This window comes from Streptomyces sp. KL2, from assembly GCF_046529545.1.
Lineage (GTDB): Bacteria > Actinomycetota > Actinomycetes > Streptomycetales > Streptomycetaceae > Streptomyces > Streptomyces radiopugnans.
In genome coordinates, this window is record NZ_CP127170.1 from 3,928,380 (window position 1) to 3,954,653 (window position 26,274).

At 73.6% G+C, this 26,274-nt stretch carries 20 protein-coding genes; 8 read left to right on the plus strand and 12 right to left on the minus strand.

Going from position 1 to position 26,274, the window contains the following annotated elements; translation table 11 throughout:
• Positions 1–87 precede the first annotated feature (87 nt).
• Positions 88–3,966 carry an ABC transporter ATP-binding protein gene (locus QPK52_RS17735; protein WP_410538460.1) on the plus strand — a complete coding sequence of 1,293 codons (3,879 nt, stop codon included), beginning with the start codon at positions 88–90 and terminating at the stop codon, positions 3,964–3,966.
• A 56-nt stretch (positions 3,967–4,022) separates the two neighbouring features.
• Here the strand turns inward: QPK52_RS17735 and QPK52_RS17740 are convergent, their stop codons facing one another.
• Positions 4,023–4,244 (minus strand): hypothetical protein, encoded by a 222-nt coding sequence (locus QPK52_RS17740; RefSeq protein ID WP_410538461.1) that lies wholly within the window; start codon positions 4,242–4,244, stop codon positions 4,023–4,025.
• Between the two features lie 17 nt (positions 4,245–4,261).
• On the minus strand, positions 4,262–4,804 hold the full coding sequence (locus QPK52_RS17745; RefSeq protein ID WP_410538462.1) for an NUDIX domain-containing protein: 543 nt from the start codon (positions 4,802–4,804) through the stop codon (positions 4,262–4,264).
• Positions 4,805–4,977: 173 nt separating this feature from the next.
• Here QPK52_RS17745 and QPK52_RS17750 point away from each other — a divergent pair, with 173 nt between their 5' ends.
• Positions 4,978–6,393, plus strand: a complete 1,416-nt coding sequence (locus QPK52_RS17750) for a S28 family serine protease (protein WP_093654279.1) — start codon at positions 4,978–4,980, stop codon at positions 6,391–6,393.
• 103 nt (positions 6,394–6,496) lie between these two features.
• Here QPK52_RS17750 and QPK52_RS17755 read toward each other — a convergent pair whose 3' ends face one another.
• Positions 6,497–7,633 (minus strand): LacI family DNA-binding transcriptional regulator, encoded by a 1,137-nt coding sequence (locus QPK52_RS17755; RefSeq protein WP_410538464.1) that lies wholly within the window; start codon positions 7,631–7,633, stop codon positions 6,497–6,499.
• A 118-nt stretch (positions 7,634–7,751) separates the two neighbouring features.
• On the opposite strand from QPK52_RS17755, the gene QPK52_RS17760 reads away from it, so the two are divergent.
• Genes QPK52_RS17760 through QPK52_RS17770 form a run of 3 tightly spaced genes read left to right on the plus strand, consistent with a single transcriptional unit; the run spans position 7,752 to position 10,983 of the window.
• A complete protein-coding gene (locus QPK52_RS17760) occupies positions 7,752–8,921 on the plus strand; it encodes a Gfo/Idh/MocA family protein (RefSeq protein WP_410538465.1) in 1,170 nt (389 codons plus the stop codon).
• Positions 8,918–10,096: a dihydrodipicolinate synthase family protein gene (locus tag QPK52_RS17765; protein WP_410538466.1), complete on the plus strand. Its 1,179-nt coding sequence runs from the start codon at positions 8,918–8,920 to the stop codon at positions 10,094–10,096. The genes QPK52_RS17760 and QPK52_RS17765 overlap by 4 nt, the downstream gene beginning before the upstream one ends.
• The gene (locus tag QPK52_RS17770) at positions 10,093–10,983 is read left to right on the plus strand and encodes a sugar phosphate isomerase/epimerase family protein (RefSeq protein WP_410538467.1); all 891 of its coding nucleotides are present in this window, start codon (positions 10,093–10,095) and stop codon (positions 10,981–10,983) included. Before QPK52_RS17765 ends, QPK52_RS17770 begins: the two co-directional genes overlap by 4 nt.
• Before the next feature lie 102 nt (positions 10,984–11,085).
• Here QPK52_RS17770 and QPK52_RS17775 read toward each other — a convergent pair whose 3' ends face one another.
• A complete protein-coding gene (locus QPK52_RS17775; RefSeq protein WP_410538469.1) occupies positions 11,086–11,322 on the minus strand; it encodes a hypothetical protein in 237 nt (78 codons plus the stop codon).
• Positions 11,323–11,787: 465 nt separating this feature from the next.
• Here QPK52_RS17775 and QPK52_RS17780 point away from each other — a divergent pair, with 465 nt between their 5' ends.
• Positions 11,788–14,010 (plus strand): ATP-dependent RecD-like DNA helicase, encoded by a 2,223-nt coding sequence (locus QPK52_RS17780; RefSeq protein WP_410538470.1) that lies wholly within the window; start codon positions 11,788–11,790, stop codon positions 14,008–14,010.
• Between the two features lie 132 nt (positions 14,011–14,142).
• Positions 14,143–15,447, plus strand: a complete 1,305-nt coding sequence (locus QPK52_RS17785) for a citrate synthase (RefSeq protein WP_410538471.1) — start codon at positions 14,143–14,145, stop codon at positions 15,445–15,447.
• A 473-nt stretch (positions 15,448–15,920) separates the two neighbouring features.
• Here the strand turns inward: QPK52_RS17785 and QPK52_RS17790 are convergent, their stop codons facing one another.
• From QPK52_RS17790 to QPK52_RS17820, 7 genes are all read right to left on the minus strand, one after another.
• The gene (locus QPK52_RS17790; RefSeq protein WP_410538472.1) at positions 15,921–17,834 is read right to left on the minus strand and encodes an ABC transporter ATP-binding protein; all 1,914 of its coding nucleotides are present in this window, start codon (positions 17,832–17,834) and stop codon (positions 15,921–15,923) included.
• On the minus strand, positions 17,831–18,268 hold the full coding sequence (locus QPK52_RS17795) for a lasso peptide biosynthesis B2 protein (RefSeq protein WP_410538473.1): 438 nt from the start codon (positions 18,266–18,268) through the stop codon (positions 17,831–17,833). Before QPK52_RS17795 ends, QPK52_RS17790 begins: the two co-directional genes overlap by 4 nt.
• A complete protein-coding gene (locus QPK52_RS17800) occupies positions 18,265–18,516 on the minus strand; it encodes a lasso peptide biosynthesis PqqD family chaperone (protein WP_410538474.1) in 252 nt (83 codons plus the stop codon). Before QPK52_RS17800 ends, QPK52_RS17795 begins: the two co-directional genes overlap by 4 nt.
• A complete protein-coding gene (locus tag QPK52_RS17805) occupies positions 18,513–20,402 on the minus strand; it encodes an asparagine synthase-related protein (RefSeq protein WP_410540373.1) in 1,890 nt (629 codons plus the stop codon). The genes QPK52_RS17800 and QPK52_RS17805 overlap by 4 nt, the downstream gene beginning before the upstream one ends.
• Before the next feature lie 19 nt (positions 20,403–20,421).
• Positions 20,422–20,541 carry a keywimysin-related RiPP gene (locus tag QPK52_RS17810; protein ID WP_107436728.1) on the minus strand — a complete coding sequence of 40 codons (120 nt, stop codon included), beginning with the start codon at positions 20,539–20,541 and terminating at the stop codon, positions 20,422–20,424.
• A gap of 282 nt (positions 20,542–20,823) precedes the next feature.
• Positions 20,824–23,124 (minus strand): heavy metal translocating P-type ATPase, encoded by a 2,301-nt coding sequence (locus tag QPK52_RS17815; protein ID WP_410538475.1) that lies wholly within the window; start codon positions 23,122–23,124, stop codon positions 20,824–20,826.
• Positions 23,125–23,210: 86 nt separating this feature from the next.
• On the minus strand, positions 23,211–23,429 hold the full coding sequence (locus QPK52_RS17820) for a heavy-metal-associated domain-containing protein (RefSeq protein ID WP_093654300.1): 219 nt from the start codon (positions 23,427–23,429) through the stop codon (positions 23,211–23,213).
• A 394-nt stretch (positions 23,430–23,823) separates the two neighbouring features.
• On the opposite strand from QPK52_RS17820, the gene QPK52_RS17825 reads away from it, so the two are divergent.
• Positions 23,824–24,537: a DUF4328 domain-containing protein gene (locus QPK52_RS17825; protein ID WP_410538476.1), complete on the plus strand. Its 714-nt coding sequence runs from the start codon at positions 23,824–23,826 to the stop codon at positions 24,535–24,537.
• Positions 24,538–24,683: 146 nt separating this feature from the next.
• Here the strand turns inward: QPK52_RS17825 and nhaA are convergent, their stop codons facing one another.
• The gene (gene nhaA, locus QPK52_RS17830; RefSeq protein WP_410538477.1) at positions 24,684–26,045 is read right to left on the minus strand and encodes a Na+/H+ antiporter NhaA; all 1,362 of its coding nucleotides are present in this window, start codon (positions 26,043–26,045) and stop codon (positions 24,684–24,686) included.
• Positions 26,046–26,274 lie beyond the last annotated feature (229 nt).

Here is a 26,274-nt window from a genome sequence, read left to right on the forward strand (position 1 = left end):
CCGCGCGTTGGTCCACTGGTGCAGTGGACACACAGGGCGACGCACGGTCGCACACGGCGACGCACGGCCAGCGGGAGGTAACCGGAAGTGGCGGGTACGCAGGCGGGGGAGACCGGGAAAGCCGGGGGCAAGGGGGAGGCCGGCGACGCGCGGCGGCCGGGCTGGGCTCGGCGGCTGACCGCGTACTGCTGGCGGTACCGCCGCAACGTGCTGCTGTCGCTGGGCGCCTCGCTCGCCGGCATGGCCGTGATGGCGCTCGTCCCCCTGGTCACCAAGGTGGTCATCGACGACATCGTCATAGGCGGCGGTGACGGGCTCGGCCTGTGGATCGGCCTGCTGGCCGCCGCCGCGGTCGCGGTGTACGGGCTGACGTACGTGCGCCGCTACTACGGCGGCAGGCTCGCGCTCGACGTCCAGCACGACCTGCGCACCGAGATGTACGACTCCATCACCCGCCTCGACGGGCGGCGGCAGGACGAGCTGTCCACCGGCCAGGTCGTCGGGCGGGGCACCAGCGACCTCCAGCTCATCCAGGGCCTGCTGTTCATGACGCCGATGATGATCGGCAACATCCTGCTCTTCGTCATCTCGCTGGTCGTGATGGTCTCCCTCTCCCCGCTGCTGACGCTGGTGGCGCTGGCCGTCGCGCCCGCCCTGACGTTCATCGCCCGGCGCAGCCGCGACCGGCTCTTCCCCGCCAGCTGGTACGCCCAGGCCCAGGCCGGCGCCGTGGCCGGTGTGGTGGACGGGGCGGTCGGCGGCGTGCGCGTGGTCAAGGGCTTCGGGCAGGAGGAGCAGGAGACCGGCAAGCTGCGCGCGGCCGGCCGCGAGCTGTTCGCCGCCCGGCTGCGCACGGTGAAGCTGAACGCGCGCTACACCCCCGCCCTGCAGGCGGTCCCGGCCCTCGGCCAGGTCGCGATGCTCGCCTTCGGCGGCTGGATGGCCACCCGCGGCCAGATCACCCTGGGCACCTTCGTCGCCTTCTCCACCTACCTCGCCCAGCTCGTCGGGCCGGTGCGGATGCTGACCATGATGCTGACGGTCGGCCAGCAGGCGCGGGCGGGCGTCGAGCGCGTCCTGGAGCTGATCGACACCGAGCCGGCCATCCGCGAGAGCGAGGACGCCCGCGAGCTGCCCGCCGACGCCCCCGCCACCGTCGAGTTCGACCGCGTCGGCTTCGCCTACGACACCGGCCCCGACGCGCGGCCGGTGCTGGAGGACTTCTCGCTGAGCATCTCGCCCGGCGAGACCGTCGCCGTCGTCGGCACCTCCGGAAGCGGCAAGTCCACCGTCTCGCTGCTGCTGCCGCGCTTCTACGACGTGACCTCGGGCGCGGTGCGGGTCGGCGGGCACGACGTGCGCGAGCTGACCTCCGCCTCGCTGCGCGCGGCCATCGGCCTGGTGCCCGAGCACAGCTTCCTGTTCTCCGACACCGTCCGCGCCAACATCGCCTACGGCCACCCCGACGCCACCGACGAGCAGGTACGGGCCGCCGCGCGCGCCGCCCAGGCCGACGGCTTCATCTCCGACCTGCCGGACGGCTACGACACCGCCGTCGGCGAGCAGGGCCTGACCCTCTCCGGCGGCCAGCGCCAGCGCATCGCCCTGGCCCGGGCCATCCTCGCCGACCCCAGACTGCTGGTGCTGGACGACGCGACCTCCGCCGTGGACGCCCGGGTGGAGCACGAGATCCACGAGGCGCTGCGCGGTGTGATGGCCGGCCGCACCACCCTGCTGATCGCCCACCGCCGCTCCACCCTCTCCCTGGCCGACCGCATCGCCGTGCTCGACGGCGGGCGGCTGGTGGACGTCGGCACCGACGCCGAGCTCCAGGAGCGCTGCGAGCTGTACCGCAGGCTGCTCAGCGACCCCGACGAGCTGGGCGGCGTCGAACGCGACCCGGCCGGGCAGGTCGCCGCGTCCCGCGGGGCGTCCGGGGAGGTGTCCGGGGACGCGGCGGAGGACGGTGAGTCCGACGGCCGGGCCGACGGCGTCACCCCCGAGCTGTGGATCAGGGAGGGTGACCCGGAGGACACCGCCGCCACCACCCCCGGCGCGCCCGCCCCCGCCACCGGCGGGCCGGGCTTCGCGGGAGCCCTGGCCGGGGTCCCGGCCACCCCCGAGATGCTCGACAAGGTCGCCGCCCTGCCCCCGGCCACCGACACCCCCGGCATCGACGAGGAGCGCGCCACCGCCGCCGAGTCCGCCTACGGGCTGCGCCATCTGCTGCGGGGCTTCCGCGGGCCGCTGCTGCTGAGCCTGCTGCTGGTCGTGATCGACGCGGTCGCCGGTCTGCTGCTGCCGGTCCTGGTGCGGCACGGCATCGACGAGGGCGTCCAGCAGGCGGCGCTCGGCGCGGTCTGGGCCGCCTCCGCGCTGGCGCTGGTCGTCGTCCTCGTCCAGTGGGCCGCGCAGACCGGGGAGACCCGCGCCATCGGCCGCACCGGCGAGCGGATCCTCTACACCCTCCGGGTCAAGATCTTCGCCCAGCTCCAGCGCCTCGGGCTCGACTACTACGAGCGCGAGCTGACCGGGAAGATCATGACCCGGATGACCACCGACGTGGACGCCCTGACGACCTTCCTGCAGACCGGGCTGGTCCAGGCGATCGTCGCGGTGCTGACCTTCTTCGGCATCATGGTCGCCCTCGTCGTCATCGACGCGGGGCTCGCGCTGGTGGTCCTGGCGACCCTGCCGCCGCTGGTGATCGGCACGGTCTTCTTCCGCCGCCAGAGCATCAAGGCCTACGAGCTGGCGCGCGAGCGCGTCAGCGGCGTCAACGCCGCCCTCCAGGAGGGCGTCGCCGGTCTGCGGATCGTGCAGGCGTTCCGCCGCGAGGAGCGTGACGCGCGACGCTTCGCCGAACTCAGCGACGGCTACCGCCGGGCGCGTGTGCGCGGCCAGTGGCTGATCTCGGTGTACTTCCCCTTCATCCAGTTCCTCGCCTCCCTGGCGACCGCCGCCGTGCTGATCGTCGGCGCGAACCGGGTGGGCGACGGCACGCTGACGGCGGGCGCGCTGGTGGCGTACCTGCTCTACATCGAGCTGTTCTTCGCCCCCGTGCAACAGCTCTCGCAGGTCTTCGACGGCTACCAGCAGGCGGTCGTCTCCCTGGGCCGCGTCCAGGAGCTGCTGCGCGAGCGGACCACGACGCCGCTGCCCGAGAAGCCGCGCGAGGTGGGCCGGCTGCGCGGCGAGATCGTCTTCGAGAACGTCGCCTTCCGGTACAACGCCGGGGACGGCGCGGGCGCGGACGCCGACGGCGGCGAGAACGCGCTGTCCGGCGTCGATCTGACGATCCCCGCCGGGCAGACGGTCGCCTTCGTCGGCGAGACGGGCGCCGGCAAGTCCACGCTGGTCAAGCTGGTCGCCCGGTTCTACGACCCGACCTCGGGCACCGTCCGGGTGGACGGGGTCGACCTGCGCGAGCTGGACCTGGCCGGCTACCGCCACCGGCTCGGGGTGGTGCCGCAGGAGTCGTACCTCTTCCCCGGCACGGTGCGCGACGCCATCGCCTACGGCCGTCCCGACGCCACCGACGCCGAGGTGGAGGCCGCCGCGCGGGCGGTCGGCGCGCACGACATGATCGCCACGCTCTCCGGCGGCTATCTGCACCCGGTCGCCGAGAAGGGGCGCAACCTCTCCGCCGGCCAGCGGCAGCTGATCGCCCTGGCCCGCGCGGAGCTGGTGCGCCCCGACATCCTGCTGCTGGACGAGGCCACCGCGGCCCTGGACCTGGCCACCGAGGCGCTGGTCAACCAGGCCACCGACCGCCTGGCGGGCCGCCGCACCACCCTGGTCGTCGCCCACCGCCTCACCACGGCCGCCCGCGCGGACCGGGTGGTGGTCCTGGACCACGGCCGGGTGGTGGAGGACGGCACCCACGCGGAACTGCTGGAGCGCGGCGGGCGGTACGCGGAGCTGTGGCGCACCTACGCGGGCGTGCCGGCGGGCGCGGGGGTGTGAGCGCGGAGGCATGAGTGCGCCCCTTCGCCGAGCGCGCCCCGGACGAAGGGGCGCGCTCAGCGGCGGTTGCGCGGGTGGTCGCGGGCCGTGCGCTCGTTGCCGCGCCGGTGGTTCCCCGTCCAGCGGGCCATCACCTGCTGCGGGTCGCCCGAGTCCACCTCCGCCAGGAAGCGCCGGGCGCGCTCACCGCGCAGGGTGGTGACCGGGCGGCCGTGGTGGGCGACGGTCACCGTGCCGTCGCCGTACGCGTCGTAGGAGAAACCTCCGGGTGCGGGCATACGGGCGACCGTACGGGTCAGGGGCGGCAGAGCGCAGCCAGGTATTCGTCCACCGTCTGCACCACACCGCCCTCCAGCGGCTCGTCGCCCTCCCGCCAGTGGACGGCGGCGATCTCCTCGCCGGGTGTGAACGGGGCCGGGCCGCCGGCCTCGGCGGTGAACAGGGCGCCGTACATCACCCGGCGCTCGGGGCCGAGAGCGGTGCGGGCGAAACCGGCGAACCGCAGCCCCTCCGGCGCCACCTCCTGGCCGCTCTCCTCGCGCAGTTCGCGTACGGCCGCCTGCCGGGGCGTCTCGCCGGGCTCGATCCGGCCGCCCGGCAGCTCCCAGCAGTCGCGCCCGCGCACCCGCACCATCAGCAGCCGCCCCTGGTGCCACAGTGCCACCAGGACGTAGCCCACGCGCGCGTCGTCGAAGGCCGCGTCCTCCGGCTCCCGGTGGAAGCCCAGCAGTTCCATCCCCAGCGGCCCGCGCGCCAGCGGGGCCTGCCCGTCCGTCCCGGCATCCGTCCCGGTGTCTTTCCCGGCGCTCGTCGTGCTGTCCGTCGCGGCGTCGGTCATGGCGGTGAGCGTACGCCCGCCGCCGGTGCCCGCGGTACGGGGCCGGGAGCGGCCCGCGGAGCGGTGCGCGGCGGGCGCGGTCCCCGGATTCGGGCGCCAACCCGGTCTGGCGGGCCCGGTGTTGCGCCGGATAGGTTCGCCGCGTTCACGGACAAGCCCATGGGAGGGCATACATGCGCAAGGCGCTCAGAGCCCTGCTGACCCTGCTGGTGCTCATCGGCACCGTCAGCGTCGGCAGCGCGTCGGCGGGGGCCGCCACCGCGGCCGGGACCGACATCGAGGACCGCATCCTCGCGATACCGGGGATGCGCCTGATCGAGGAGAAGCCGGTCGACGGCTACCGCTTCTTCGTGCTGGGCTACCGGCAGCCCGTCGACCACCGCAGGCCCTCGGAGGGCACCTTCGAGCAGCGTCTGACGGTGCTGCACAAGGGCGAGGACCGGCCCACCGTCTTCTACACCTCCGGCTACGGGCTGCGCACCACGCCCTCGCGCAGCGAGCCGACGAGGATGACCGACGGCAACCAGGTCTCCATGGAGTACCGCTTCTTCACCCCGTCGCGGCCCCAGCCCGCCGACTGGTCCAAGCTCGACATCTGGCAGGCGGCCAGCGACCAGCACCGCATCTTCCGCGCCCTGCACCGGATCTACGACGAGGAGTGGATCTCCACCGGCGGCAGCAAGGGCGGGATGACGGCCACGTACTACCGCCGCTTCTACCCGGACGACATGGACGGCACGGTCGCCTACGTCGCGCCCAACGACGTCAACAACAAGGAGGACTCGGCCTACGACGAGTTCTTCGCCACCGTCTCCACCGCCGAGTGCCGCGAGCGGCTGAACGCCGTGCAGCGCGAGGTCTTCGTGCGCCGCGACGAGATCGTGGCCCGCTACGAGGCGTGGGCGAAGGAGGAGGGCTACACCTTCACCACCGTCGGCAGCGCCGACAAGGCCTTCGAGAACGTGGGCCTGGACCTGGTGTGGGCCTGGTGGCAGTACGGGTCGGAGTCCGACTGCGGCCAGGTGCCCGCGGCGAGCGCGAGCACCGACGAGCTGTACGCCTTCGTCGACCAGGTGGCGGGCTTCTCCTTCTACACCGACCAGGGCCTGGAGTACTACACGCCGTACTACTACCAGGCCGGCACCCAGCTTGGCGCGCCGAACTTCGACACCCCGCACCTGGACGGGCTGCTGCGCTACCCCGGCATCTACGACCCGCGCTCCTACGTCCCGCGCGACATCCCGATGAGCTTCGACCGGAAGGCGATGCGCGACATCGACAAGTGGGTGCGTAAGGACGCCGAGCGGATGCTGTTCGTCTACGGCGAGAACGACCCGTGGGGAGCGGAGCCCTTCCGGCTGGGCCGCGGCAGTGAGGACTCCTACGTCCTGACCGCGCCCGGCGCCAACCACGGCGCGAACATCGCCGGGCTGGAGGAGGACGACCGGGCCCTCGCCACCGGCGCCCTGATGCGGTGGGCCGGTCTGGACGCCGACGCGTCGGCGAACCGGAAGGCGGCGCCGCTCGCGCCGTACGACGCGAAGCTGGACCGGGCCGACAAGGCCGATCGGCGGATGCTGCGCCCGTAGGGCGCCTCCGTACACGGGAGCGGTGGGCGCGGCCGGTGATCCGGTCGCGCCCACCGCCGCATCCGGCCCGGGCAGGAGTCCGCCGACCGGCTTGCGGGGAAGGTCAGTCGGTGCGCGGGGCCGCGGTCGAGGCGCGGACCATCAGCTCGGTGCGGACGGTCGCCACGTCCCCGGGGGGCGCCGACTCCCGGCCCAGCGCCAGCCGTCCGGCGCGGGCGCCCGCCTCGTGGAGCGGGATGCGGACGGTGGTCAGGGAGGGGGACGCGTCCGCGCTGAAGGGCAGGTCGTCGAAGCCGGCCACGGAGACGTCCCCGGGGATGCTCAGGCCCGCCTCGCGCAGCGCGGCGCAGACGCCGAGGGCGACGGTGTCGTTGGCGGCCAGCACGGCCGTCAGGCCCGGCTCGCGGCGCAGCAGCTCCAGGGCGCCGTCGTAGCCGGAGGAACGGTCGTACGCGCCGTGCACGGTGAGGCGGTCGGCCTCCGCGAGCAGGCCTTGGCCGTGGTCGCGGCCGTGATCGCGGTCGTGGTCGGCCAGTGCGGCCCGGTGGCCCTCCAGCCGGTGCCGGGTGGTGGTCCGTTCGGCCGGGCCCGCCACGTAGCCGATGCGGCGGTGGCCGAGGGCGAGGAGGTGCTCGGTCAGGCGGCGGGCGCCGCCGCGGTTGTCGAAGGCCACGGTGAGCGGCGCCCCGGTGCCGCCCGGTCCGGTGCCCGCGGCGCCCTTCCCGCCGCCTTGGCCCCCGTCGCCGCCCGCCTCCGGCAGCGGCGGCCTGCCGCACAGCACCACCCGGGTGCCGGCGGCGGCCAGCCGGCGCAGCCGGGCGGCCAGCGCCTCGGCGTGCCCGGGGTCCTCCACCGCGCTGCCGGTCAGGACGACGGCGGCGGCGCGCTGGCGCTGGAGGAGCGTGAGGTAGGTCAGTTCGCGCTCGGGGGAGCCGCCGGTGTTGCACACCACCGCCAGTTTCCCGCCGGCCTTCTCCGGCCCCATCTCCGACTGGACCGCGCTTGCCATGATCCCGAAGAACGGGTCGGCGATGTCGTTGACGAGGACGCCGACGAGATCGGAGGTGGCCGCGGCCAGGGAGCTGGCCGGTCCGTTCACGACGTACTCCAGCTCCTCCACCGCGCGCAGCACCCGGCTGCGGGTGGCCCCGGCCACCGGGTAGTTGCCGCTCAGTACGCGCGAGACGGTGGCCGCCGAGACCCCGGCCCGGGCCGCCACGTCCGCCAGCGTCACTGCCATCGATTCCTCCGGTGCGGTTCTCGTCCGCGGGTGTTGTCTGCGGGTCTTGTCGTGGGTGCTGTGGGCAGGCTAGCTTGCCCTGGGATAGAAAGCGCTTTCTAAAGCGAGAGGGAAGCTCATGACACGCAGGGTCGTACGGATCGCCATGAACGGCGTCACCGGCCGGATGGGGTACCGCCAGCATCTGGTCCGCTCCATCCTCGCCATCCGCGAACAGGGCGGACTGGAGCTGGGCGACGGCGATGTGCTGTGGCCCGAACCGGTCCTCGTCGGGCGCCGCGAGCACGCGCTGAAGGCGCTCGCCGAGCGCCACGGTCTCGACCCCGACGCCGTGAGCTGCGACCTCGACGCCGTACTGGCCGACGAGAGCGTCGAGATCTACTTCGACGCCCAGGTCACCTCCGCCCGCGAGGCCGCCATCCGCAAGGCGATCGCCGCCGGCAAGCACGTCTACACCGAGAAGCCCACCGCCACCGGCCTCGACGGCGCCCTGGAGCTGGCCCGGCTCGCCCGCGAGGCCGGCGTCAAGCACGGCGTGGTGCAGGACAAGCTCTTTCTACCGGGGCTGCTCAAGCTCAAGCGACTGATCGACGGCGGCTTCTTCGGCCGCATCCTGTCGGTGCGCGGCGAGTTCGGCTACTGGGTCTTCGAGGGCGACTGGCAGCCCGCCCAGCGCCCCTCGTGGAACTACCGGGCCGAGGACGGCGGCGGCATCGTCGTCGACATGTTCCCCCACTGGGAGTACGTCCTCCACGAGCTGTTCGGCCCGGTGCGCACCGTCCAGGCCGTCACCGCCACCCACATCCCGCAGCGCTGGGACGAGCAGGGCAAGCCGTACCAGGCCACCGCCGACGACGCCGCCTACGGCATCTTCCAGCTCGACGGCGGGATCGTCGCCCAGATCAACTCCTCCTGGACGGTGCGGGTCAACCGCGACGAGCTGGTGGAGTTCCAGGTCGACGGCACCGAGGGGTCGGCCGTCGCCGGACTGCGCACCTGCCGCGTCCAGCACCGCTCCGCCACCCCCAAGCCGGTGTGGAACCCCGACCTCCCGGTGACCGAGTCCTTCCGCGACCAGTGGCAGGAGGTGCCGGACAACCACCCCGAGGGCGGGGAGTTCGACAACGGTTTCAAGGCGCAGTGGGAGCTGTTCCTGCGCCATGTGGCGCTGGACGAGCCCTACACCTGGGACCTGCTGGCCGGCGCCCGCGGCGTCCAGCTCGCCGAACTCGGCCTGGCCTCGGCCGCCGAGGGCCGCCGCCTCGACGTACCGGAGCTGAGCCTGTGATCCGCCTGCCCGACGCCTGCGGCGTCCTGCGCGAGTACGCCCCCCGCACCGAGCCCGCGGTGCCCGCCGTCCCCGCCGCCGGGAGCCCGCCGCTGGTCTCCCGCACGGTGTTCTCCGCCGCCCACGTCGTCGCCGACCCCTTCGCGGACACCACGCCCGACGGCCCGGCCGCCGTGGACTGGGACGCCACGCTCGCCTTCCGCCGCCATCTGTGGTCCCACGGGCTCGGGGTGGCCGAGGCCATGGACACCGCCCAGCGCGGCATGGGCCTGGACTGGGCCGCCGCCGCCGAGCTGATCCGCCGCTCCGCCGCCGAGGCCGCCGCCTGCGGGGGCCGTATCGCCTGCGGCGTGGGCACCGACCAGCTCACCGGCCCCGCCTCCTGTCTGGACGAGGTCCGCGCCGCCTACGAGGAGCAGCTCGCCGTGGTGGAGGAGGCCGGCGCCCAGGCGATCGTGATGGCCTCCCGCGCCACGGCCGCCCTCGCCCGGAGCCCCGAGGACTACCTGGAGCTCTACGGGCACCTGCTGCGCCAGGCGTCCGAGCCGGTGATCCTGCACTGGCTCGGCCCGATGTTCGACCCGGCGCTCACCGGCTACTGGGGCAGCGAGGACCTGGACGCCGCCACGGAGACCTTCCTCGCCGTCATCGCCGAGCACCCCGACAAGGTCGACGGCGTCAAGATCTCCCTGCTGGACGCGGGCCGCGAGGTCGCGCTGCGCCGCAGACTGCCGGGCGGAGTGCGCTGCTACACCGGCGACGACTTCAACTACCCCGAGCTGATCGCGGGCGAGGACCCCGCGGCCGGCGGACGCTTCAGCCACGCGCTGCTGGGCATCTTCGACCCGCTGGCGCCGCTGGCGGCCGAGGCCGTGCGGGTGCTGGACACCGGGGACCCGGCCGGCTTCCGCAAGCTGCTGGACCCCACCGTCGAGCTGTCCCGCCACCTGTTCCAGGCCCCGACCCGCTACTACAAGACCGGCGTGGTGTTCCTCGCCTGGCTGGCCGGGCACCAGGAGCACTTCACCATGGTCGGCGGGATGCAGTCCGCCCGCTCGCTGCCGCACCTGGCACGGGCGTACGAACTGGCCGACTCCCTCGGGCTGTTCCCCGACCCGGCACTGGCCGAGGCGAGGATGCGGCAGCTGCTGGCGGTCCACGGGGTGGCGGCATGACCGTGCCCTCGGAGTCCTCGGAGTCCTCGGTACTCCCCGATTCCCCCGGATCCCCCGGCGGCGGCACCGCCCGCTTCTCCATCAACCAGGAGACCGTCAGGCAGCTCTCCCTGCCCGAACTGGCCGAGGCCTGCGCCTCGCTGGGCGTCGGCGGCGTCGGCCTGTGGCGCGCACCGGTCCAGAAGTACGGGGTGGAGGCCACCGCCCGTCTGGTGCGGGACGCGGGCCTGACCGTCACCAGCCTGTGCCGCGGCGGCTTCCTCACCGCCGCCGACCCCGCCGCGCGCCGTACGGCGCTGGACGACAACCGGGCGGCGGTCGACGAGGCGGCCGGGGTGGGCACCGACACCCTGGTCCTGGTCTCCGGCGGACTGCCCGACGGCGACCGCGACCTGTACGGCGCCCGCGAGCGGATCGCCGACGCGCTGGCCGAACTGGCCCCCTACGCGGCCGAGCGCGGGGTGCGGCTGGCCATCGAGCCGCTGCACCCGATGTTCGCCTCGGACCGCTGCGTGGTCTCCACCCTCGGACAGGCCCTGGACCTGGCCGAGCGCTTCCCGGCCGAGCAGGTCGGCGTGGTCGTGGACACGTACCACATCTGGTGGGACGACCGGGCTCCCGCGCAGATCGACCGCGCGGGGGAGGGCGGCCGCATCGCCGCCTTCCAGCTCGCCGACTGGTGCACCCCGCTGCCGGCGGGCGTGCTGCTGGGCCGCGGGCAGCTCGGGGACGGCTCGATCGACTTCCGCTTCTGGCGCCGCCGGGTCGCGGCGGCCGGCTACACCGGCTGGACCGAGGTGGAGATCTTCAACGAGGCCCTGTGGGACCGCGACGGCCGTGAGGCGCTCGCGGAGACGGCGGAGCGCTTCCGCGCCCACGTCCTGTAGGGGCGGCACCGGGGCCACCGGACGGGCGCGGTCCGCCACCGTCGCGCCGCGGACCGCGCCGGGCCGCCGTCGCCTCCCGTCGTACGGGAGGCGACGGCGGCGTCACCGCGCGCCGCCGCGGTCCTGCTCGGCGCCCTCCGCACCCTTGCCGCCCTCGGCCTGCGAGGGGGTGGCGGCCGGGCCCTCGTCCTCCTTGCCGGCGGCCTTCCCGGAGGCGCCCTCACTCGCGGCGGACTTCGCCGCGGCGGCCTCGTGCCGCTCGCTCAGCCCGCGTGACTGGTCGATACCCTCCTCGTCGTCCCGCTCGCCCTCGGCCTGGGATGGCGTCCACCCGCTCATGCGCCGTCTCCTCACTGTCGTCACCGTCGTCCTCCGCCGCTCCCGTCCGCCGGAGGACCTGTCCTGCGGACCGGCCGGGCGGAGTCATCGAAAGCCCCTGTCGGGTACCCAGACCTGTGCCGATTCCACTTCCGGCCCCCGCCACGGAGATCCCGCGGAGATCCGGCGGAGATCCGGCGGAAAAAATCATGCTCCGCCGTGCAACCCTTCCGGTCCGTCACGGGTCATAACCGGTGTCGGTCGAACCGGGGAGGGATCTCGGGGGAGGGTGAGACCGGCGGGGGGACACGAGGGGCCGGGCCGCACAGGCCGGGCCCCTCGTAACATTCCGCGGCGCTCCGCTTCCGGCGGGGCCCGTTCCGCGCCCGTTCCGCGCCCGCACCGGAGCACCTCGCCCCGCCCCGTCCCCACGGCTCCCCGCGGCCGGGATTCCGGTTGTCGGTCCCCGGCGTTACGGTCTGTGACATGTCGTTCCAACCCGCCGTGCTCGAGGCCGTCCTCGAGCGCATCACCTACGCCAACGAGGAAAACGGCTACACGGTCGCCCGCGTCGACACCGGGCGCGGCGGCGAGCTGCTCACCGTCGTCGGCTCGCTGCTCGGTGCGCAGGTGGGGGAGTCGCTGCGGATGGAGGGCCGCTGGGGCTCGCACCCGCAGTACGGCCGCCAGTTCACCGTGGAGAACTACACGACGGTCCTGCCGGCCACCGTCCAGGGCATCCGGCGCTATCTGGGCTCAGGACTGATCAAGGGCATCGGCCCGAAGATCGCCGAACGGATCGTGGACCACTTCGGGCTGGAGACCCTGGAGGTCATCGAGAACGAGCCGGAACGGCTGATCGAGGTGCCAGGCCTCGGCCCGAAGCGGACGAAGCTGATCGGCGCGGCGTGGGAGGAGCAGAAGGCGATCAAGGAGGTGATGGTCTTCCTCCAGGGGGTGGGGGTGTCCACCTCGATCGCGGTGCGCATCTACAAGAAGTACGGCGACGCCTCGATCTCGGTGGTGCGCAACCAGCCCTACCGGCTGGCCGCGGACGTGTGGGGCATCGGCTTCCTGACCGCCGACCGCATCGCGCAGGCCGTCGGCATCCCCCACGACAGCCCCGACCGGGTGAAGGCCGGGCTGCAGTACGCGCTGTCGCAGTCGGCCGACCAGGGGCACTGCTACCTGCCGGAGGAGCGGCTGATCGCCGACACCGTCAAGCTCCTCCAGGTGGACACCGGCCTGGTCATCGACTGCCTGGGCGAGCTGGCGGGCGAGGAGGAGGGGGTGGTGCGCGAGCAGGTCCCCGACCCGGAGCACCCGGGCGAGCGGGTCTCGGCGGTCTATCTGGTGCCCTTCCACCGCGCAGAGCTGTCCCTGTCGGCCCAGCTGCTGCGCCTGCTGCGCACCGAGGAGGACCGCATCCCGGCCTTCCGGGACGTCGACTGGGAGGCGGCCCTGTCCTGGCTGGCGGGGCGCACCGGGGCCGAGCTGGCCCCTGAGCAGCGGGACGCGGTGAAGCTGGCGCTGACGCAGAAGGTGGCGGTGCTCACCGGCGGGCCCGGCTGCGGCAAGTCCTTCACCGTGCGGTCGGTGGTCGAGCTGGCCCGGGCCAAGAGGGCGAAGGTGGTGCTGGCCGCGCCCACCGGCCGGGCGGCCAAGCGGCTGTCGGAGCTGACCGGAGCGGAGGCATCCACCGTCCACCGGCTGCTGGAGCTCAAGCCCGGCGGGGACGCCGCCTACGACCGGGAGCGGCCGCTGGACGCCGACCTGGTGGTGGTCGACGAGGCGTCCATGCTGGACCTGCTGCTGGCCAACAAGCTGATCAAGGCCGTGGCGCCGGGTGCCCATCTGCTGCTGGTGGGGGACGTGGACCAGTTGCCGTCGGTGGGGGCGGGCGAGGTGCTGCGCGATCTGCTCGCCGAGGGCAGCCCGGTTCCGGCGGTGCGGCTGACGCGGATCTTCCGGCAGGCCCAGCAGTCCGGCGTGGTCACCAACGCCCACCGCATCAACTCCGGGGTTCCGCCGATCACCCAGGGCCTGCCGGACTTCTTCCTCTTCGTGGAGGACGACACCGAGGAGGCCGGCCGGCTCACCGTCGACGTGGCGGCCCGGCGCATCCCGGCGAAGTTCGGCCTCGACCCGCGCCGCGACGTGCAGGTGCTGGCGCCGATGCACCGGGGCCCGGCCGGCGCGGGCACGCTCAACGGCCTGCTCCAGCAGGCCATCACCCCCGGGCGGCCCGACCTGCCGGAAAAGCGATTCGGCGGACGGGTTTTCAGGGTGGGCGACAAGGTCACTCAGATTCGCAACAACTACGAGAAGGGGGCCAACGGGGTCTTCAACGGCACGGTGGGCGTGGTGACCTTCCTGAGCACGGAGGAGCAGCGTCTGACGGTGCGCACCGACGAGGACGAGGAGGTGGGCTACGACTTCGACGAGCTGGACGAACTCGCGCACGCCTACGCGGTGACCATCCACCGCTCCCAGGGCAGCGAGTACCCGGCGGTGGTCGTCCCGGTCACCACCGGTGCCTGGATGATGCTCCAGCGCAATCTGCTCTACACGGCCGTGACGAGGGCCAAACGCCTCGTGGTGCTGGTGGGTTCGCGCAGGGCCCTGGGCCAGGCGGTTCGGACGGTCTCCGCGGGCCGGCGCTTCACCGCCCTGGACCACCGATTGCGCGGCACGCCGCACCCCGCGTAACTTTCCGGAGGCACTCCGTGCCACCCGCGGGCCTGCTGACCGACCCCGAGTGCACCGCACTGCACCGAATGGGAGACAGTGGGACGAGGACAGGGCACTCGAAGATGAGGCACTACGTCGGTGAGGGATGACGTGAGCGAACACCGTGAAAGTGATGGCGCAGTAGTACTGCGGTACGGGGACGGCGAGTACAGCTTCCCGCTGGTCGGCAGCACTGTCGGTGACAGTGGTTTCGACATCTCCAAGCTGCGCGCCCAGACCGGTCTGGTGACCCTGGACTCCGGTTACGGCAACACCGCCGCGTACAAGTCGGCGATCACCTTTCTCGACGGCGAGAAGGGCATCCTCCGCTACCGCGGGTATCCGATCGAGCAGCTCGCCGAGCGCGGCACGTTCCTCGAGACGGCGTACCTGCTGATCAACGGAGAGCTGCCCACCGTCGACCAGCTGGCCGATTTCCGCAACGAGATCACCCAGCACACCCTGCTCCACGAGGACGTCAAACGGTTCTACGACGGCTTCCCCCGGGACGCCCACCCGATGGCGATGCTCTCCTCGGTGGTGAGCGCGCTGTCCACCTTCTACCAGGACAGCCACAACCCCTTCGACGAGCAGCAGCGGCACCTGTCCACCATCCGGCTGCTCGCCAAGCTGCCCACCATCGCGGCGTACGCGTACAAGAAGTCGGTCGGCCACCCGGTGGTCTACCCGCGCAACGACCTGGGCTACGTCGAGAACTTCCTGCGCATGACCTTCTCGGTCCCGGCCGAGGAGTACGACCTCAACCCGGTCGTGACCAGCGCCCTGGACAAGCTGCTCATCCTGCACGCGGACCACGAGCAGAACTGCTCGACCTCCACCGTGCGGCTGGTCGGCTCCTCCCAGGCGAACATGTTCGCCTCCATCTCCGCCGGGATCAGCGCCCTGTGGGGCCCCCTGCACGGCGGCGCCAACCAGTCGGTGCTGGAGATGCTGGAGCGCATCAAGGCCGAGGGCGGCGACGTCGACTCCTTCATCCGCCGGGTGAAGAACAAGGAGGACGGCGTCCGGCTGATGGGCTTCGGCCACCGCGTCTACAAGAGCTTCGACCCCCGGGCGAAGATCATCAAGGCGGCGGCGCACGACGTCCTCTCGGCGCTCGGCAAGTCCGACGAACTGCTGGACATCGCGCTGAAGCTGGAGGAGCACGCGCTGGCCGACGACTACTTCGTCGAGCGCAACCTCTACCCGAACGTCGACTTCTACACCGGCCTGATCTACCGGGCCATGGGCTTCCCGACCACCATGTTCACCGTGCTGTTCGCGCTCGGCCGCCTTCCCGGCTGGATCGCCCAGTGGCACGAGATGATCAAGGAGCCGGGCTCCCGCATCGGCCGTCCGCGCCAGATCTACACCGGTGTCGTCGAGCGCGACTACGTCCCGGTGGAGCAGCGCTGAGCGGTCGTCCGGGCCTTTAGGGCCGCCGCACAGCGGCCCCCGCGGGCCCCGTCCCCGCGCCCTCCGAGGGCGCGGGGACGGGGCCCGTCGTGTGTTCCCGGTGCGGTGGAGCGGTGGAGGAGGCGTGAAGGAGAGTGACGTAGCTCACATGAAAAGAGGGGTAACCATTCCGGGGGCTCGTGTGTCTTAAGGGGTGGCGTCGGTACTCCGGCGGAGCCGCCGCCGCCCGCCGTGTTCGTCTGTGGGGGACGAGGACGGTGGTCCGCGCAGGCGGTGTGCCTCGGGGGAGCTTGAGCGGCCCTCCCGCCCGCACACCGCCAGGCAGACACCCGGCCAGGATCCCGTGGGGGGAGTCCATGACCGGGAAAAGGAAGCGCCCCGTCAACGGGCCCGTGGGGGGACTCGTTGCTCGGGGCGCTTCTGCGTGCCGCTCCTGCCGCGCGACTCGCGCGACCTGTGCGGCCCGCGCGGTCCTAGGAGAGGCCGGAGGGCTCCTCCGCGGCCTCTTCCGCGGCCCGGGCGGGGGAGAGGCCCGCCACGAGTTGTGTGGCGGCGAGCCCGGCGTACAGCGCGTCCGAGCGCAGCAGATCGGCGTGGCGGCCCACCGCGCGCACCCGGCCGTCCTCCATCACCACGATGCGGTCGGCCCGCACCACCGTGGAGAGCCGGTGCGCGATGGCCAGGACGGTGGTCTCGGCGGCCAGTTCCACGACGACCTCGCGCAGGGCCTCCTCGTTGACCGCGTCGAGCTGCGACGTCACCTCGTCGAGCAGCAGCAGCCTGGGCCTGCGCAGCAGCGCCCGGGCGATGGCGATCCGCTGGCGCTCGCCGCCCGAGAGCGTCACCCCGCGGTGACCGACCTGCGCGTCCAGGCCGCCGGGCAGCCGCTCGACGAGGCCGTCGAGCCGGGTGCGCGACACCGCGCGCCGCACCTCCTCCTCGGCGGCGTCCGGGGCGGCCAGCAGCAGGTTCTCCCGCAGGGTCCCGGCCAGTACGGGCGCGTCCTGCTCGACGTAGGCGATCGCCGACCGCAGTTCGGCCAGCGGCCAGCGGCGGATGTCGCGCCCGCCGACGGCGACGGTGCCCGCGTCGTGCTCGTAGAAGCGCTCCAGCAGCGCGAACACCGTGGACTTCCCGGCGCCGGAGGGGCCCACGAGCGCCGTCAGACCGCCGGCGGGCACCTCGAAGGTCACACCCCGGTGCGCCGGGGAGCGGCCTTCGAGGCGCCCGCCGTAACCGAAGACCACGTCCTCGAAGGCGACGCCGAGCGGTGACGACCGCCCTCGGGAGGGCACACCGCCGGGGGACTCCCGCGGCAGCTCCTCCACCTCCCGGATGCGCCGCACCGCGGCCAGCCCGCCGCTCAGGCCCGTCCAGCCGTCGGTGAGCTGACCGAGCGGGCCCGTCAGGGCGAAGAGGTAGAGCAGGAAGGCGACCAGCGACGAGACCTCCATGGCCCCGGAGACGGTCCTGGCGCCGCCGACCCCCAGTACGGCGAGGAAGGCGAACTGCATCGCCACGGAGGCCGTGACGTCGGAGACCGAGTTCCACCAGGCCACCGCCACACCGCGGTCGTGGGCCCGCCGCGCCGCCTCGGCGACGGCGGCGCTCTCGCGCTCCTCGGCCCCGCTCGCCTTGACGGTTCGGAACGCCTGCAGCGCGCGGTCCAGCGCCGACCCCATCGCGCCGACCGCCTCCTGCGCCTGGTGCTGCGCCCGCTGGATCCGCGGCATGAGCAGGGCGAGCAGGCCCAGGGCGAGGAGCACGGCGAGGAGGGTGACCCCCAGGAGGACGAGGTCCACGACCGCCATCAGCACGACGGTGCCCAGCAGGACCAACACTCCGGTGACCGCGTCGGCGATGTTGCGGGAGAGCACGGTGCGCAGCAGCGAGGTGTCACCGGTGGCGCGCGAGAGCAGGTCGCCGGGGGTGAGCCGGTCGACGGCCTCGACCCGCAGCCGCAGCATCCGGCCGACGAGCCGCCTGCGGGCCCGCAGGACGGCGGCCTCGCCGGTGCGCGCCATCAGGTACCGGCCGGCCGCCGCGAGGAACGCCCCGAGGAGGACGACGAGGGTGAGCGCCACCAGCGGGCGGACGGGCGAGCGCCCGTCCGCGAAGGCGTCCACGGCGTGCTTGGCCATCATCGGCATGGCGAGGTCCGCGCCGGAGCCGAGCAGCGACAGCAGCCCCCCGGCGACCAGCACCCGCCGGTGCGGCCGGACCTGCTCCAGGAGCAGCCGCAGCGGGGAGGGGCCGCCGGCCGGTCCCGGCTCCTCCGTCCCTTCCGGCCCCGCCGCTGCCCCCGCCGGGACCGCCGCCGTCCGGTCCCCCGCAGGGTCCGCCGCCGGGGCCGCCGTGTGATCCGCCGGGGCCTTCGCCCGAGTCACCCGCCCGAGTCACCGCCGTCCCCTGCGCGCACCGTCACCGTCATCAGAGGCCGCAAGCCGTCCGGCTCCTGCTCCCCGACCGCCCTGCCCCCGGCCCGCACCCAGGCGTGCGCGAAGAAGGGCGGCGCGCTGCGCACCCCCGCGCACCAGTCGGGCCACACCCCCGACATCCGGCAGGCCAGGGCGATGGCGACGGAGCGCGGCAGGCAGCCGTACCAGCCGGCGCACCTGCGGCTGGTGGCGACCACCGCCTCGTACACGCGCAGGGTCTCCTCGTATCCGGCGGGACGGGCGCCGCGGCTGACACGGGTCAGCACCCGGCGCAGCCGTCCCGGACGCAGCCGGCTCAGCACGAGGGCCGCGGCGACGGCCGTGCGCACCCGGACGCCGCCGGGGCCGGAGCCGCGGCGGGGCATGGTCATCTCGGTGGTCACGGCGCGAGGAGCTCCGCCTCGACCAGCCGGCGGGTCAGCTCCGCGACGTCCGCCTCGGCCTCGGCGCGGCCGACGTCGTACTCCTCCAGCAGCCGCTCGACGGCGGCGTCCTCGTCCCGCCCCTGGGCGAGCGCGTGCACCACGACGGCGCCGCACTCGTTCAACTGCCAGTAGGTGCCGCTGCGTTCGTCGAGCAGTACGGCGCCGTACTCGGTGGCGGTGATGGCCACGCCCTGTCTGAGCTTCACGAGACTGCCTCGCTCCTCTCGGGATCGCGGTGGTCCTCCCCGGCCGGCCAGGCGTTCTCGGCCGTCCGCAGCCAGGTCTCGCAGGAGACCGTGGAGTCGACCGGGTACTGCTGGAGGACGGGGGAGTACGGGTCGTCGGCCAGCCGTCCGAGCCGGGCGGCGTCGACGAGCCCGCGCCGGGCCAGCAGGGAGCCCTCCCACAGCGCGCGCAGGCCGGCGGAGTGCTCGCGCAGCCCGCGCACGTCGTCGGCCGACATGTGGTCCTTGGTGGTCCGGGCCAGCAGGCGGGCGGGCACCACCTCGCGCATGGCCTCCACCAGCAGCGGCTTGTACCGCCAGGGGACGACCCGGTCCTCGACGCGGACGGCGAGGGCGGCCTCGACCACCCGGTCGTCGTAGAACGGCGCGGCCACCGGGAGGCCCGCGGTGACGCCCACGTCCTCCAGCGCCTGGAAGCCGCGGGCGCCGACCCGGACGGTGTCGAGGTCCGTGTGCCGCCCGGGGCGGGGGCCCAGCGGCTCGGCGTGCCCGGCCGCCGAGCGGAGCTCGTCGAGGATCAGCGCCGCGGCGTCGCCGGTGAGCCAGGGCGGCAGCGACTGCCGGGGCCCCCAGGACAGCAGCGGGCCGCGGTCGGCGGGCGGCTCGTGCGTGACGGCGCCGGCCAGCCAGGCGGCGTACGAGGGGCGGGCCAGCAGGGCGCGCAGGGTGGGCCACAGGGGCCAGCCGTACTGGTGCCGCAGCGCGCCGATCCGGTTCCACGCCTTCAGCGGGCTGCCCGGGAGCAGTTCCCGGCAGGCCGGGGGCAGGCCGTTGAAGAGCTCGTCGCCGCCGTAGCCGGTCAGGTGGTACCGGGAGCCGGTGGCGGCGGCGCGGCTGAGCAGCAGGTACGCCCTCGCCCGCGCGGGGGCGACGGGGAAGGGCTCGTCGAGCAGCTCCCGGGCGTTCCCCCGCAGGTCCGCGTAGAACAGCGGGGCGTCGCCGGCCGGGACGACACGGTGCTCGACGGACCGGCCGGCGCCGCGGCGGGCGTCCTCCGCGCCCCGGCGGGCCCACATCTCGTCCTCCGAGTGGCCGTCCCGCGCGGCGACGGTCAGCAGTGCCGTCTCCCGGTCCCCCGGCGCCCGCAGGGCGAGGAAGGCGACGGAGGTGGAGTCCAGTCCGCCGGAGAACTCGCAGCTGATCCGGGTGTGCCCGGCCAGCTGGGCGCGGACGGAGTCCGCGAGCGCGGCGGCCAGGAGGGGGGCGCCCCGCCGTGCGCCGAGTTCCGGCTCGGGGGGCCGCCACCAGCGCCACACGGTGTGGCGGGGGCCGCCGGGGCCGTCGCGCAGGCCGAGCGCGTACGCCGGGTCGACCTCCTCCAGACCTCGCCACAGGGGGCGGTGCCGCAGCGGGTGCGGGACGAAGTCCAGCAGGCGCAGGGCGAGCGCGGCGTCGTCGATCCCCGCCCCGGTGAGGTGGGCCAGGAGCGCCGGCCGGTCGGAGGCGACGCGCCCGCCGGCGTACCGGGCGTGGTAGACGCGCCGGTGCCCGGAGGCCGTGCCCCGTACGCAGACGTCGTCCCCCACCCGGGAGACGACGTGGTGCAGGCCGGGCAGCCGCGTCAGCCGGCGGTGGAGGTCGGCGGTGTCGCGGGCCGGTCCGAGGATGCCGTGGAGGACGTCGTCGGGGACGCGGTACGGGCCGATCAGCACGAGGGCGTCGTCGCCGCGCGTGACACGGCTGACCTGCCGGAAGGGGAGGCGGAAGACGATCCAGGGGCGCCCCGAAGGATGGGGCACGGTCCCCACGCCCGCCGCCGCCTCCGCCGGGCGAAGACGCCCGGCCACGGCCTGCCCTTCGGGGGTGTCCGGGAGGACCGCGAAGAAGTCACGCAGGTGACCGGGCATCTTCTTCACCACGGGACGGTCAGACGAACCGGCGGCTGAAGTACTCCTTGTACTTGCCGACGAAGTAGCCCGCGGTCCTCTTGCGGAAGCTCCCCTGGTCGAAGAGGGCGGGCTTCACATAGGTCTTCTTCTGCTTCATGTCGTGCGCACTCTCCTTCGGTGGCGGAACGACCGTGTACTGGTGCGAACGTTCACGCACCGTGCACGGTCTGTTGCTGGAGTGACGGACGGGATCACACTCACAGCGGTACCAGCGGGGCCGCAACGCACTTTTGCGCCATCCTCGGCCGTTCGGCGGTGCCCCGGTTTGCCAAAGGAACTACTTAACGCTCATATGACCGGCACCCCGCCCATGCCGTCGGCCGGACCCGGTTGCGGGTCCGGCCGACGGCATGGGCGGGGCGGGGGCGATCGGGACCGGTCAGCGGAAGGCGCGCAGCCGGAGGCTGTTGGTGACGACGAAGACCGAGGAGAAGGCCATGGCGGCTCCCGCGATCATCGGGTTGAGCAGCCCGGCCGCGGCCAGCGGCAGGGCTGCGACGTTGTAGCCGAAGGCCCAGAACAGGTTGCCCTTGATGGTGGACAGGGTCCTGCGGGCCAGGCGGATGGCGTCCGCGGCGACCCGCAGGTCGCCGCGGACGAGGGTGAGGTCGCCGGCTTCGATGGCGGCGTCGGTGCCGGTGCCCATGGCCAGGCCGAGGTCGGCCTGGGCGAGGGCGGCCGCGTCGTTGACGCCGTCGCCGACCATGGCCACCGAGCGGCCCTCGTCCTGGAGGCGCTTGACGACGTCGACCTTGTCCTGGGGCATGACCTCGGCGATCACCCGGCCTCCGGAGGAGTCGATCCCGACCTCGCGGGCGACGGATTCGGTGACGGCCCGGTTGTCGCCGGTGAGCAGGACCGGGGTGAGCCCGAGGGCGCGCAGTTCCCGCACGGCCTCGGCGCTGGTGTCCTTCACCGCGTCCGCCACCGCCAGCAGTCCCCGAACCTTCCCGTCCCAGGCGACGGCGACCGCGGTGCGGCCCTCCGCCTCCGCGGCGGCCAGTGCCCCGGCCAGCCCGCTGGGGAGCTCCAGGGCGCTCTCCGCCAGCAGCCGCTCCCGTCCAACGGCCACCTCGCGGCCCTCGACGACGCCCCGGACGCCGAGCCCGGCGGCGTTCTCGAAGCGCTCCACCGCGGGCAGTGCGCCGACCCGCTCGGCGGCCCCGGCCGCGACGGCCTGGGCGATGGGGTGCTCGGAGGCGTGCTCCAGGGCGCCGGCCAGGCGCAGCACCTCGTCCTCGTCCTCGCCCTCGGCGGCGATGACGTCGCGCAGCTCCATCCTCCCGGTGGTGACGGTGCCGGTCTTGTCCAGGACGATGGTGTCCACGCGCCGGGTGGTCTCCAGGACCTCGGGGCCCTTGATGAGGATGCCGAGCTGGGCGCCGCGTCCGGTGCCGACCATCAGGGCGGTGGGGGTGGCCAGGCCCAGGGCGCAGGGGCAGGCGATGATCAGGACGGCGACGGCCGCGGTGAAGGCCGCGGCCGAGCCTCCGCCGGTGCCGAGCCAGAAGCCCAGGGTGCCCAGCGAGATCAGCAGCACCACCGGCACGAAGACGGCCGAGACCCGGTCGGCCAGCCGCTGCACCTCGGCCTTGCCGCTCTGGGCCTCCTCGACCAGCTTGGCCATCCGGGCGAGCTGGGTGTCGGAGCCGACGCGGGTGGCCTGCACGACCAGCCGGCCGGAGGTGTTGACGGTGGCGCCGGTGACCGCGTCGCCCGCCGAGACGTCCACCGGCACCGACTCGCCGGTCAGCATCGAGGCGTCCACGGCCGAGGAGCCCTCGACGACGGTGCCGTCGGTGGCGATCTTCTCGCCGGGGCGGACCAGGAAGCGGTCCCCGACGGCCAGTTCGGCGACGGGGATGCGCTCCTCGCGTCCTCCGCGCAGGACGGTGACCTCCTTGGCGCCCAGCTCCAGCAGGGCGCGCAGCGCCGCACCCGCGCTCCGCTTGGAGCGCGCCTCCAGATAGCGGCCGAGCAGGATGAACGTCGTCACCCCGGCCGCGACCTCCAGGTACAGGGCGGAGGCGGCGTCGGCGCGGGAGACGGTCAGCTCGAAGCCGTGCCGCATCCCGGGCATGCCGGCGTCGCCGAGGAACAGCGCCCACAACGACCAGCCGAGGGCCGCGGTGGTGCCCACCGAGACCAGGGTGTCCATGGTGGCCGCGCCGTGCCGGGCGTTCGTCCACGCCGCGCGGTGGAAGGGCAGCGCGCCCCACACCACGACCGGCGCGGCCAGAGTCAGCGACAGCCACTGCCAGTTGTCGAACTGGAGGGCCGGGACCATCGACAGCAGCACGACCGGCACCGACAGCGCCAGCGAGACCAGGAAGCGCTGCCGCAGCGAGGCGAGTTCGCGGTCGCCCCCGCTCTCACCGGCCCCTGCACCGGCTCCCGCCCCGGTCCCGCCGCCTTCCGGCCGTGCGGGAGCGGGCGGAGGAGGCGGCTGGGCGGTGTAGCCGGTCCTCTCGACGGTGGCGACCAGATCGTCGACGCTCACGCCGGGGGCGTAGCTGACGCGCGCCTTCTCGGTGGCGAAGTTGACCGTGGCGGTCACGCCGTCCATCCGGTTGAGCTTCCTCTCGACACGGGCGGCGCAGGAGGCGCAGGTCATGCCGCCGATGGCGAGTTCGACCTCTGCGGCGGGGGCCTGCGTACCGGATGTCGTGGTGGTGGTCATGCTGTCTCCCGGACGGGGCCGGACCGTGCCGGCCGCGCGGGCGCGCGGCGGTACGGTCCAGCGGTGGCGGTGCGGTCGCGGGGCGGTCAGGCCCGGCCGGCGAGCTCGTAGCCCGCCTCGTCGACGGCGGCGCGTACGGCCTCGTCGTCCAGTTCGCGGGTGGAGGTGACGGTCACCAGACCGGTCGAGGCGACGGCCTTCACCTCGGTGACGCCGTCGATCCCGGAGATCTCGCTGTTGACCGCGCCCTCGCAGTGGCCGCAGGTCATGCCGGTGACCTTGTAGGTGGTGGTGACGGTGCTCATGGCTTCTGCTCCCTCGGATCAGTACGCGGAAACGCCCGATGGCCGGGCGCGTGTTCCGACACTCCCGACTTTATACCCCTAGGGGGTATTAGCCAAATGGGTCCGGGCCCCGGCTCCGTCCGGCTCCCCGGAGAACCGGGCGTGGCCCGCTCCGGGGCCGGTAGGGTGCGGCGGACGATCACCGAGGGGCGGGGGCGACGGCATGGCGTGCGCGGAGTGCGAGGACAGGGCGAACGGGGAGCGCGGCGGAGAGGGAGGGGGCGCGACGGCCGGGAGGCGATGCCCGGCGTGCGGCGACACGGCGCCACCGCCCGCCGCATCCGCTCCGCCCGCCGGGAAGGGCGCGCCCGCAGGACAGCCCTGGTGGGTGGTGACGGACGAGGAACTGCGGACGATGGAACGCACCCGCCGGAAGCAGGGGGAGTCGCCGTATCTGCGCTGGCAGTCCACCCGGACCCTGGCGACCGTCACCGTCGCGCTGCTGGGGGCGGTCGTGGCCTCGGACCTGTGCGCGCTCCTCGCCGGGTCCCGGTTCGCCGGGCTCCTGAAGGAGGCGGCGGATTCGCCGCGGTACGGCTCCACCGGGGCTCTGGAGAGCGCGGAGTCGCTGTACTTCACCATCGGTGTGGTCCAGTTCGCCGCGGTGGTGGCGGCGGGGATCCCGTTCCTGATGTGGTTCCACCGCTCCCGGCTCAACGCGGAGACCTTCGACGCCGCGAGCCAGCGGATGAGACCGGGCTGGGCGATCGGCGGATGGTTCGTGCCCGTGGTCAACCTCTGGTTCCCCAAGAAGATCGCCAACGACATCTGGGACGCCAGCACCCCGCCGGGGCCGGACGGCACCGTCCGCGAGCGCCTTCCCGGCGGACTGCTCAACTGCTGGTGGCTGCTGTGGCTGCTCACCTGGGCGTCCAGCCGGTTCGCGTCCCGCAGGTACGCGGACGCGCAGACCTTCGAGGAACTCGGGAGCGCTGTCTCCTCCTACCTCTTCGCCGACGGGGTCGGCGTCCTCGCCGCCGTGCTGGCGATCCTCGTCGTCCGCAGGATCACCGCCATGCAGCACGCCCTCCAGGAGCACCGTGTGGCCCTCGCCGCGACTCCGGTCTGATCCGCCCGCCTGCCCCACCCGGGCCGCCGGTGCTCCTGGAAGACGCTCCGGACGGCGGAGAGGACGGAAAGGGGCCGCGCCCGCCGGTGGGCGGGCGCGGCCGGAGCGGTGCCGGAAGCGGCGGCCCGAAGGCCGGGCGGGCGCCGTCAGCCCTCGCCGACCTCGCGGTCGACCCGGCCGGCGGCGTCCTCGGTGACCCTGCCCCGCGGCCGCTCGTAGATGTCCGGGATGCCGTCGTGGTCCTCGTCCCGGTTCTCCTCCTCCCACAGCCGCTTGTAGCGGGCGTCGCGGAACTTGAGGAAGACGGCGGCGGCCACCGCGGCGGCCAGCGAGCCGATCAGGACCGCCGCCTTGACCTGCTCGGCGACCTCGGCTCCGGCGAAGGCCAGCTCGCCCACCAGCAGCGAGACGGTGAAGCCGATGCCGGCGAGCAGCGCGACGCCCACCACGTCCGCCCACTCCAGGTCCTCGCTGAGCCGGGCGCGGGTGAAGCGGGCGGCCAGGTAGGTGCCGCCGAAGACGCCGAGGAGCTTGCCCGCGAACAGGCCGAGGATCACGCCCAGCGCCTCGGGCTGGCGGAAGGTGTCGCCCAGCGCGTCGCCGGAGACGCTGACGCCCGCCGCGAAGAGCGCGAACACCGGCACCGCGAAGCCCGCCGACAGCGGCCGCACCAGGTGCTCGATCCGCTCGGCGGGGGACTCCTTCTCGGTGGGCCAGCCCTCGCTGCCCTTGGCCGGGATCACCCGCAGCAGCATGCCCATCGCCACACCGGCGATGGTGGCGTGCACCCCGCTGGCGTGCATCAGCGCCCAGATGACGAGGCCCAGCGGCACGTACACGTACCAGCCGCGCACCCGCAGCTTCTGGTGGAGGAACCAGAACACCGCCAGCCCGGCCAGCGCCCCGCCCAGGGCGGGCAGGTTCAGCGCGGAGGTGTAGAAGACGGCGATGACGAGGATCGCGCCGAGGTCGTCGACGATGGCGAGGGTGAGGAGGAAGGCCCTGATGCCCGACGGCAGGTTGGTGCCGATCACGGCCAGCACACCGAGGGCGAAGGCGATGTCGGTGGCCATGGGGATGGCCCAGCCGTCCATCTGGCCGCCGCCCGCCGCGTTGACCGCGACGTAGAACAGGGCGGGCACCACCATGCCGCACACGGCGGCGACCACCGGGAGCGCGGCGGCCGCCGGGCGCCGCAGCTCACCGAGGAGCAGTTCGCGCTTCAACTCGATGCCGGCGACGAAGAAGAAGATCGTCAGCAGGCCGTCCGACGCCCAGTGCCCCACGGAGAGGTCGAGGTGGAGGGAGGGGATGCCGAAGTGGAAGTCCCGGACGGACTCGTACAGGTTCCCCCAGGGAGAGTTCGCCCACACCAACGCCACCACCGCGGCGGCCAGCAGCAGCATCCCGCCGACGGTCTCGGTGCGCAGCGCCTCAAGCAGGAACCGGCGCTCCTGGAACGACGGCAGCCCGAAGAGGGAGGTGCGCTCTTTGGGGGCATTGGACATGGAGTGACCTCCCGGGGTCGGTTTCGGGGTACGTGGACAACGTCGCCGACCAGACTTCCCGGCACACCGTTAGTGATCTTGATTGTCATACCACCGTACCCACAACCTGCTGTTTCCGCGCAAGAGCGGATCCGTGCACGACTGCGCGGGTACCGTCGGGTAATGCCCGGCAACTCCCGGTCCATGTCGGCGAATGCCCCGGCCGCCCCGGTTTCGCCGGTGACGGTGA

What these genes read in the sequence shown, in the direction of transcription:
- QPK52_RS17740 (WP_410538461.1), bottom strand. Translation starts at nt 4,244, where the DNA reads ATGCCCGCACCCGGAGGTTTCTCCTACGACGCGTACGGCGACGGCACG.
- QPK52_RS17745 (WP_410538462.1), bottom strand. Translation starts at nt 4,804, where the DNA reads ATGACCGACGCCGCGACGGACAGCACGACGAGCGCCGGGAAAGACACC.
- QPK52_RS17750 (WP_093654279.1), top strand. Translation starts at nt 4,978, where the DNA reads ATGCGCAAGGCGCTCAGAGCCCTGCTGACCCTGCTGGTGCTCATCGGC.
- QPK52_RS17755 (WP_410538464.1), bottom strand. Translation starts at nt 7,633, where the DNA reads ATGGCAGTGACGCTGGCGGACGTGGCGGCCCGGGCCGGGGTCTCGGCG.
- QPK52_RS17760 (WP_410538465.1), top strand. Translation starts at nt 7,752, where the DNA reads ATGACACGCAGGGTCGTACGGATCGCCATGAACGGCGTCACCGGCCGG.
- QPK52_RS17770 (WP_410538467.1), top strand. Translation starts at nt 10,093, where the DNA reads ATGACCGTGCCCTCGGAGTCCTCGGAGTCCTCGGTACTCCCCGATTCC.
- QPK52_RS17775 (WP_410538469.1), bottom strand. Translation starts at nt 11,322, where the DNA reads ATGAGCGGGTGGACGCCATCCCAGGCCGAGGGCGAGCGGGACGACGAG.
- QPK52_RS17780 (WP_410538470.1), top strand. Translation starts at nt 11,788, where the DNA reads ATGTCGTTCCAACCCGCCGTGCTCGAGGCCGTCCTCGAGCGCATCACC.
- QPK52_RS17805 (WP_410540373.1), bottom strand. Translation starts at nt 20,402, where the DNA reads ATGCCCGGTCACCTGCGTGACTTCTTCGCGGTCCTCCCGGACACCCCC.
- QPK52_RS17810 (WP_107436728.1), bottom strand. Translation starts at nt 20,541, where the DNA reads ATGAAGCAGAAGAAGACCTATGTGAAGCCCGCCCTCTTCGACCAGGGG.
- QPK52_RS17815 (WP_410538475.1), bottom strand. Translation starts at nt 23,124, where the DNA reads ATGACCACCACCACGACATCCGGTACGCAGGCCCCCGCCGCAGAGGTC.
- QPK52_RS17820 (WP_093654300.1), bottom strand. Translation starts at nt 23,429, where the DNA reads ATGAGCACCGTCACCACCACCTACAAGGTCACCGGCATGACCTGCGGC.
- QPK52_RS17825 (WP_410538476.1), top strand. Translation starts at nt 23,824, where the DNA reads ATGGAACGCACCCGCCGGAAGCAGGGGGAGTCGCCGTATCTGCGCTGG.
- nhaA (WP_410538477.1), bottom strand. Translation starts at nt 26,045, where the DNA reads ATGTCCAATGCCCCCAAAGAGCGCACCTCCCTCTTCGGGCTGCCGTCG.